Annotated in this window: 6 protein-coding genes and 1 rRNA gene; 4 read left to right on the plus strand and 3 right to left on the minus strand. The window is 56.8% G+C overall.

Annotated features, from left to right (window positions below):
* The 3 genes from AC0AP0_RS06420 to AC0AP0_RS06430 form a co-directional block, all read left to right on the plus strand.
* Positions 1-2,214 (plus strand): ABC transporter permease (locus AC0AP0_RS06420; protein WP_490429771.1); only part of this gene is annotated, 2,214 nt, incomplete at its 5' end.
* A gap of 121 nt (positions 2,215-2,335) precedes the next feature.
* The gene (locus tag AC0AP0_RS06425) at positions 2,336-3,178 is read left to right on the plus strand and encodes a formate/nitrite transporter family protein (protein WP_445342129.1); all 843 of its coding nucleotides are present in this window, start codon (positions 2,336-2,338) and stop codon (positions 3,176-3,178) included.
* 78 nt (positions 3,179-3,256) lie between these two features.
* The gene (locus AC0AP0_RS06430; protein WP_490429772.1) at positions 3,257-3,688 is read left to right on the plus strand and encodes a nuclear transport factor 2 family protein; all 432 of its coding nucleotides are present in this window, start codon (positions 3,257-3,259) and stop codon (positions 3,686-3,688) included.
* A 102-nt stretch (positions 3,689-3,790) separates the two neighbouring features.
* Here AC0AP0_RS06430 and AC0AP0_RS06435 read toward each other — a convergent pair whose 3' ends face one another.
* Together AC0AP0_RS06435 and AC0AP0_RS06440 are read right to left on the minus strand one after the other, a co-directional pair.
* Positions 3,791-5,125 carry a gluconate:H+ symporter gene (locus AC0AP0_RS06435; protein ID WP_490429773.1) on the minus strand — a complete coding sequence of 445 codons (1,335 nt, stop codon included), beginning with the start codon at positions 5,123-5,125 and terminating at the stop codon, positions 3,791-3,793.
* A 124-nt stretch (positions 5,126-5,249) separates the two neighbouring features.
* Positions 5,250-6,029, minus strand: a complete 780-nt coding sequence (locus AC0AP0_RS06440; protein WP_110412240.1) for a glucose 1-dehydrogenase — start codon at positions 6,027-6,029, stop codon at positions 5,250-5,252.
* A gap of 321 nt (positions 6,030-6,350) precedes the next feature.
* Here AC0AP0_RS06440 and AC0AP0_RS06445 point away from each other — a divergent pair, with 321 nt between their 5' ends.
* The gene (locus tag AC0AP0_RS06445; RefSeq protein ID WP_490429774.1) at positions 6,351-7,385 is read left to right on the plus strand and encodes a LacI family DNA-binding transcriptional regulator; all 1,035 of its coding nucleotides are present in this window, start codon (positions 6,351-6,353) and stop codon (positions 7,383-7,385) included.
* Positions 7,386-7,544: 159 nt separating this feature from the next.
* On the opposite strand, the gene rrf is transcribed toward AC0AP0_RS06445, so the two are convergent.
* Positions 7,545-7,661, minus strand: a 5S ribosomal RNA gene (gene rrf, locus AC0AP0_RS06450).
* Positions 7,662-7,906 lie beyond the last annotated feature (245 nt).

Raw genomic sequence — 7,906 nt, forward strand, 5'->3', positions numbered from 1 at the left:
CAGTACGCCACCAGGATCGTGGAGCTGCACGACGGCTCCGTGATCAGCGACTCCGACCCCCTGCCCGACGACCAGGTACCCATCCGCCGCGCCCGCCACCGCACCTTCGGCAAGGCCTCCATGGGGTTGCTGACCTCCCTGTCCCTGAGCTTCAACAATCTTCGTACTAAAAAGGCTCGAACTGCACTCACAGCCTTCGCCGGATCCATCGGCATTATCGGCATCGCCTTGATCCTGTCCGTATCCACCGGAGTCAACCGCTACATCGACAGGGTGCAGCGGGAGACCATGACCTCCTACCCCATCACCATTCAGGAGCAGTCCTTCGACCTGAACAAGATAGTGGACTCCGCCCAGGAATCCCAGAAGGAGGCCAAGGCCCACAAGGATCTCAAGGCCATTCAGCCGGACGACTCCAGCATCAAGGGGGCCTCCAGCCTGACCAGCAGCATCACCCAGAACAATCTGACTGACTTCAAAAAATACTTGGACAATCCCAAGAGCGAAATCCACCAGTACGTGGGGTCCGTCGGCATCCAGTATTCCTACGCCACCAAGTTTTCGGTCTTCGGACACGATCCGGACGGCAAGCTGGTCTCTGCGGACAAGGTGACCATGGGCGGGCAGGACGATGCCAGCTCCACCGCCAGCCAGATGGCCACGGCCAACACCGACAGCGACATGGGCGACATCCAGTCCATGCAGATGTCCTACCTGACCGGCAAGACCGAGAAGAACAAGGCCCCGGAGATCTTCGGCGAGATCATGCCGGGTGCCGATGCCAAGACCACCATCAGCAAGGTGGTGACCGACAACTACCAGGTGGTGAACGGCACATGGCCAAAGGCCAAGGATCAGGTGGTCCTGGTGCTGGACAAGAACAACCAGATGCCCGTCACCAGCCTGTACAAGCTGGGCATCCTCCCCTCCAGCCAGTACACCGACATGATGAACAAGCTCAACAGCGGACAGGAGGTCAAGGTCGACACCAAGCCCATCGAATACGCCAAGGCCATGGACCAGAAGCTTTCCCTGGTGCCCGCTGCGAACCAGTATGCCAAGGGGACCGACGGCCACTACCACTACATCGGCGACAGCACCGACCAGATGTCCAAGGCCGCCGACCAGGGTCTGCAGTTGCACATCGTCGGCATCGTTCGCCCCAACCAGGGGGCCAAGGCCACGCCGCTCAAGGTGGGCGTCGGGTACACCCGCCAGCTGACCGATTACCTGATTGACCAGGCCAAGACCAGTCCCATCGTCACCGACCAGGAGGCTGACCAAGGCCACAGCGTCCTCAACGGGATGGCTTTTGCCCCCTCCGACGATACCGCCAAGGCCAACGATGCCAAGGCCTACATCGCATCCTTGGGCGTTAGCCAGAAGGCCAGCATGGCCCAGGAGATCATGAAAGGCTCGGCAGCCATGGCCGGCCAGGAGGCCCAGGGCCGGGCAGGGGCCGCTGCCAGAGCCCAAGGTTCTGCAGGCATCCCCACGGGGGCTTCAGCCGAACAACAGACGGCCCAGGCATTCGACCAGTACATTGCCACCGCTCCGCAGGAGGCCCTGGTCGCCATCTACAACCAGTATGTCTCCACCGGCACCTACGCAGACAACCTGAGCGACTTCGGCCTGATCTCCCGGGATGCCCCCTCCCGCATCAGCATCTACACGGATAGCTTCGAGAACAAGAATTCCGTGGGCGACTCCATCAAGCACTACAACGACAAGGCCGCGGAGAAGAACAGGATCGTCTATACCGACTATGTCGGCCTGATGATGAATTCGGTCACCACCATCATCAACGTCATCACCTACGTGCTGATAGCCTTCGTCGGGGTCTCGCTGGTGGTCTCCTCCATCATGATCGGCATCATCACCTACATATCGGTTCTGGAGCGGACCAAGGAGATCGGCATCCTCCGCGCCATGGGGGCCTCCAAGCGGAACGTCTCCAACGTCTTCAACGCCGAGACCGGCCTCATCGGTCTTCTGGCCGGCTTGCTGGGGGTGGGCATCACCCTGCTGCTGATCATTCCGGCCAACAGCATCATGCACCACTTCATGGGGACTACCGAAGTCAATGCAGCCCTGCCTGCCTCGGGCGGCGTGGCTCTGGTCATTCTGAGCGTGGTCCTGACCCTGATCGGCGGCCTGATCCCCTCACGGAAGGCAGCCAAGCAGGATCCCGCCACCGCCCTGCGCACGGAGTGAGGCTGAGCGACACCGGGTGGCACCGGCAAAGAAGTGAATTCCCGCACAGTCGGGCCCTAAGGGCGGTCCCTCTTTACTCGGGAATGCCATAATGAACCCCGTGAATGAGCAATCCAATCAGATGACAGATCAACAGAAGAGACAGCCCCTCTTCCCCGGACGGGCCTTTATCAGCACCGTCCTGGATGTGGTCGAGAGCAAGAAGACCATGAGCGGCGCCCTGACCGGCAAGTACATGCAACGAGCCACCATGGCGGGCCTTTTTGTAGGTATCTTCTTCACGGCTTTCTTCGTCATCATGGGTCAAGCCGGCCAAAACCCCGCCGACCACGGCCTGATCCTGGCAGGCCGGGTCCTGGCGGCGACCACCTTCGGCTGGGCCCTGGTCCTGATCTACTACACCAACTCCGAACTGCTGACCTCCAACATGATGGTGGTCACCATAGGCGCCTATCACAAGCGCTTGGGCTGGCTGGCCTCCCTGCGGATCCTGGTCCTCTGCCTTCTGGGCAACCTGGCCGGAGCCCTGATCGTAGCCGTTATCCTGCGCTTCTCATCCATCATCAGCGGTCCCACCCTGGACCAGATGCTGGCTGCTGCGGCGACCAAGACCGGCTACGTCTCCGGCGGCCCCATGGGATTCGCCGACCTGTTCGTGCGCGGTATCCTGTGCAACTTCTGCATCAACATTGCCATGCTCATGGTCTACAACGGCAAGCTTTCCAACGACTTCACCAAGTGCATCATCATGGTCGTAGCCGTCTTCGTCTTCGCCTTCTGCGGGTTCGAGCACTCTATAGCGGATTCGGCCCTTTTCCTCATCCTGGGCGTCTTCGGGCGGGTCAACGCCTGGAAGGCAATCCTGGTGGTCCTGGTGGCCATGCTGGGCAACTACATAGGCGGCGGCATCCTGATTGGCCTGAACTTCGCCACCATGAACGACGAGCGCCACTTCAAGGCCTGATAGCCTTCCCGTCAGTCACCATCCACCTGCTCACCTTGGTCTCATGCACGCTTACGAGCCTGAGCGAAGACACCCATCATGAAGAAACCCGAAAGCCTGGGTACTGGCGGAAGACGAGGGTTCATGATGAGCATGAGTGAGACGGCAGCCAACAAGTCCCTGGTGCAGGAGTTCTACGACCAGGTCTTCAGCCAGGCAGATATCAGCAACCTCGACAGGTTCATGCGGGACGACTACATCCAGCGCAACCCAACATGTGCCGATGGGAAGTCAGGATTCCTGGAGTTCATCAAGGGCTTTCTGTCCCTGGGCCCGCAAATTGACATCATCAGACTGAACGGCGAGGACGACATGGTCTATGTCTTCTTCAAGTGCACATTGAAGAACGGCCATGTCAACAAGGTCTGCGATATCTACCGGCTGCAGGATGACCAGCTGGCCGAGCACTGGGATATCATCGAGCAAAACGTAGAAGGCGTGAAGTCACGCAACGACAACGGCCTCTTCTGACCCCAAATTCGAGGAGGGGCAACTCCTACAGCATCACTTGCCGTAGGAGTTGCCCCTCCCCCATTTCTTTAGCGGAGACTATACCTCGTTCCCCAAGGTCCCTCAGACCACCAGCGAAAGCAGGAGGACTGCAGCAAGGCCGGTCACAGAAAGAACCGTGGTCACCGTGGTCCAGGACATGAATGTCTCCTTCAGACTGAGTCCGAAGTACTCCTTGATCATCCAGAAGCCTGCGTCGTTGACGTGATCGGCCACGACGGACCCTGCCCCTACAGCCAGAACCATCAGGGCCGGATTGACGGGAGACATGGCCATCAGAGGTGCAACCAGACCGGCGGCCGTCAGCGAAGCCACTGTAGCGGAACCCAAGCATACCCGGAGAACCGCTGCTACCAGCCAGGCCGCGATCAGCGGCGGCATGTTGATGTGAGCGAACAGGGTGGAAATGTAATCGGAGATGCCGCCATCCACCAGAACCTGCTTGAAGGCGCCGCCACCGCCAATGATGAGGAGCATCATGGCGATTTGCTTGACCGATTCCGTCATGGATCCGGCAATCTCAGGCATTTTCTTGCCTCGGGCATATCCCATGGACCATACCGCGAAAACCAAAGAGAGCAGCATGGCGATGTCGGGGGCACCGATGAAGGTGATGACCTTAGTAATAATTGCGGCCTTGGGCAAGACGAAGGAACATATCGTGGCCACAGCGATCAGAATGACCGGCATCATGGAGGTCAAAACGCTGATCCAGAATCCGGGCGTGTCCTTCTCTTCGAACTCCTTGAAGTCGCCCAAGACAGCTACATCAATGTTTTCGTGGTACATCGATGGGCAAACACGGTGGAGGAAGGAGTTGAAAAGGGGGCCGGCAACGATGATCGTGGGAATGGAAACGACAATGCCGTAGATCAGGACCTGGCCCATACTGGCGCCTAGAGTCGCGGTGATGGCCGTGGGCGCAGGGTGAGGTGGCAGGAATGCGTGAGTCACATTCAGAGTGGCTGCCATGGGAATACCCAGATACATGAGTGGCATGTCCAATTCCCGCGCGATGACGAAGATAATTGGCAGAAGAACCACCAAACCCACCTCGAAGAAGAGCGCCAGTCCGATTACGAAGGATGCCAGCACCACGGCTATCTGGATGCGTTTGCGCCCAAAATGTCTGATCAGAGTCATAGCTATGCGATGGCCGCCGCCGGAGTCAGAGACGAGTTTGCCCAGCATAGAGCCGAATCCAAAGATGATGGCAAGATGACCTAATTGACCCCCGATACCATTCTCAATGGTAGTAGGAATCTTATCCGGAGGAATCTGCAGAACCAGAGCTGCCAATATGGATGTGATGATCAGGGAGACGAAGGTGTTGAGCTTGACCTTGACTATAAGGAATATAAGCACTGCTACGGCGCAGGCAACTATGAGAAGCTTCATTGGATCCTCTTTTGTGAGTGGTTTCAGATATCATGCTCAGAATTCCCGATCTACATCGATCGGAGGATGAAGAGAAGAGCCGACACCCCGGCCGACAGCTTGAGCCGGGGATATGGCATTGCAATTAACGCAGAAGGTAACCGCCGTCTACAGGTATCATGACTCCGGTCATGTAGTCTGAAGCCTTGGAGCAGAGGAAGACCATGGCACCCTTGAGTTCCGAGGGCTGTCCCCAGCGCCCTGCGGGAATATGATCCCTGATCTCTACGCTGCGAACAGGGTCTTCCTGGAGGGCTTTGGTCATGGGAGTGTCAATATAGCCCGGAGCTATTCCGTTGACCTGAACGTTGTAGGGTGCCAAGGCATCTGCATAAGCCCGCGTAAGCCCCATGACCGCATGCTTGCTGGCGGCGTAGGGGAAGATATATTTCCCCGCTCGGTAAGACTGCATCGAACCGATATTGATAATCTTGCCTGAACGCTGCTTCATCATCACCTTGGCCACCGCATGTGACAGGTAGTACAGGGCGTTCAAGTTGAGGTCAATGACGGCCCGCCAATCCTCGTCGGGGAACTCATCTAATGGGTGGCGACGCTGCATACCGGCATTGTTGATAAGGACATCGATCCTGCCGAACTCCTTCATCGCCGTCTCCACCACCTTATCGGCGGCGCCCTCCTGCGTAATGTCCTGCTTCAGGAGGACCAGACGACGCCCCTGGGCCTGGACGAATTCCCTGATCTTGTCCCAGTTTTTCTCCGTGCTCGAAACGACCATGACATCGGCTCCAACCTGGGTCACAGCCTGTGTATAGTACTCACCCAGGCCACTAGCACCGCCCGTAATGACGACCACCTTGCCTGTCAGGGCGAAGCTCTGTAACGAGAAATCATCGTCCACCATCGACAACATCCTTTCGCTGAACACTTAGCACCTTGTCTTGGTAGCGCTTACCTCCGCTGCGTTGGTTAAGGCCTCAGTGTTTTTTATTGGTTTATCGATATCACTTTCATTGAAAACGGCAACGTTTTATGAGGTTTATCGATTAACCTTAGTTATACACGGTTTGCCCCATTATGTCAATCCGGTCCGCTCCGTAACCTCTCTAGTCACATTGTTGGAGTAATCCAAAACCCGGGCTACATAGTGAGGTAAAACGAATAAGGACCAGTGCCCCCGCTACGTATACAAGGCTGAATAAGGGCGCGAACCTCAGGAGGATGCATGAGTAAGGCGACGATAACGGATATTGCTCGTGAGGCCGGAGTCTCAGTCACCACTGTTTCGCGCTTCATCAACGGCAACTACCGGAAGATGAGTCCTGCCACCAGACTACGCATCCAGGCAACAGTGAATCGGCTCGATTACACGCCCCGGGCTTCGGCAAGGCAGCTAAGACGAGGACAGAGCATGATCGTCGGCGTTATCGTCGGTGATATCTCCAATGTTTTCTCCTCGCTTCTTTTCAAGGGAATCTACAACGTCCTGCAGCCCTCCGGTTACGACATCATGCTGATGAACTCCAACAATTCAGTCGACCAGGAAAAGGATGAAATTGAGAGACTGCTATCCCAGCAAGTAGACGGTTTGATTATCCAGCCTAATGCCTGCTATTTTGAAGCCTACAAGTCTATTTCAACTGCTCATCTACCCCTGGTCATGGTTGACAGACTAATCGGGGATCAACCCCACCAGATCAGCCAGGTAGCCAGCGACAATTTTGACTCATGCTTCTCCCTTGGTTCCAAGCTCTTGTCCGGACCCTATCGGAAAGTAGTAGTTCTGAGCCGAGTGCTGAGCCAGGTATCCGCCCAGACCATACGCGCAGAAGGGTTTGAACGGGCATCCCAAGCCTTGAAGAAGAAATATGTCAGAATAGAGATGGGTGATCATGACGGATCATGGTTGTCCAAACAAATCAGAAAAGAAATCGCCGACATGGCAGAGGATGGCAGCACCGGCAAGACTCTCCTGGTTTCTTTGATGGGCCCGCTCCTCTTCGAAACACTCGCCTCTCTCCGGGAACTCGGACTCGTTTTCCCTAGAGACTTGGGCCTGGTAAGTTTCGACGACTGGGACTGGTCGCAATACGTGGAAAACGGCATCTACCTGCTTGAACAGGATCCTAAAGCAATGGGTGAGCAGGCCGCTTCCAATCTCTGCCTGCAGATGAAAGAGGCAAAGGCCGGCCGCGACCCTTATGGGGTTAGCAAAAGTTATAGCCTGCCAGTCAAGAATGTTCCAGCTCCCTCTGTCTAAGAACGTAGATCAGAGTTTACCTGTACAGGAGTCAAGGTCTCCTAGGCCAGGTCCGCCTGTAATACCGTTCGGCTTAATCTAGCCAATTTGAAGTTCATCGCTTTAAGAAAAACAAAAGGCCTCGGGCGCTTATGCGTCTCGAGGCCTTTCTAAGTGTTGTGGCGGCGGTGTGCTACTCTCCCACACTCTTCCGGGTGCAGTACCATTGCCGTGCTGGGTCTTAGCTTCCGGGTTCGGAATGGGACCGGGCGTCTCCCCCAGGCCATGACCGCCGCGAATCTTCAATTTCATCCATCCCCTTCACGCGAAGGGCATGGGGTCTTCTGGCGGTTTGGGGACCGGATGGTGGACGCGTGTTCCGTGTGCTTCGATCGCCTGTGGCCGTCCGTGCATATTGCCGCAGGCAGGATGCGCAGTAAGGGTTGATGCCGCCACCCCTCCAGGGGGGTGGGTGTTGTGTTGTCTTCGACCATTAGTGCCGGTCGGCTCCGCCCCTTGCGGGGTGTCCACGTCCGGTCTAT

The organism is Bifidobacterium sp. POST2/T3 (B1) (genome assembly GCF_058197115.1).

Excerpts from the sequence above, each read along its gene's own strand:
- AC0AP0_RS06440 (WP_110412240.1), bottom strand. The coding sequence starts at position 6,029 with ATGGTGGACGATGATTTCTCGTTACAGAGCTTCGCCCTGACAGGCAAG.
- AC0AP0_RS06425 (WP_445342129.1), top strand. The coding sequence starts at position 2,336 with ATGACAGATCAACAGAAGAGACAGCCCCTCTTCCCCGGACGGGCCTTT.
- AC0AP0_RS06445 (WP_490429774.1), top strand. The coding sequence starts at position 6,351 with ATGAGTAAGGCGACGATAACGGATATTGCTCGTGAGGCCGGAGTCTCA.
- AC0AP0_RS06435 (WP_490429773.1), bottom strand. The coding sequence starts at position 5,125 with ATGAAGCTTCTCATAGTTGCCTGCGCCGTAGCAGTGCTTATATTCCTT.
- AC0AP0_RS06430 (WP_490429772.1), top strand. The coding sequence starts at position 3,257 with ATGAAGAAACCCGAAAGCCTGGGTACTGGCGGAAGACGAGGGTTCATG.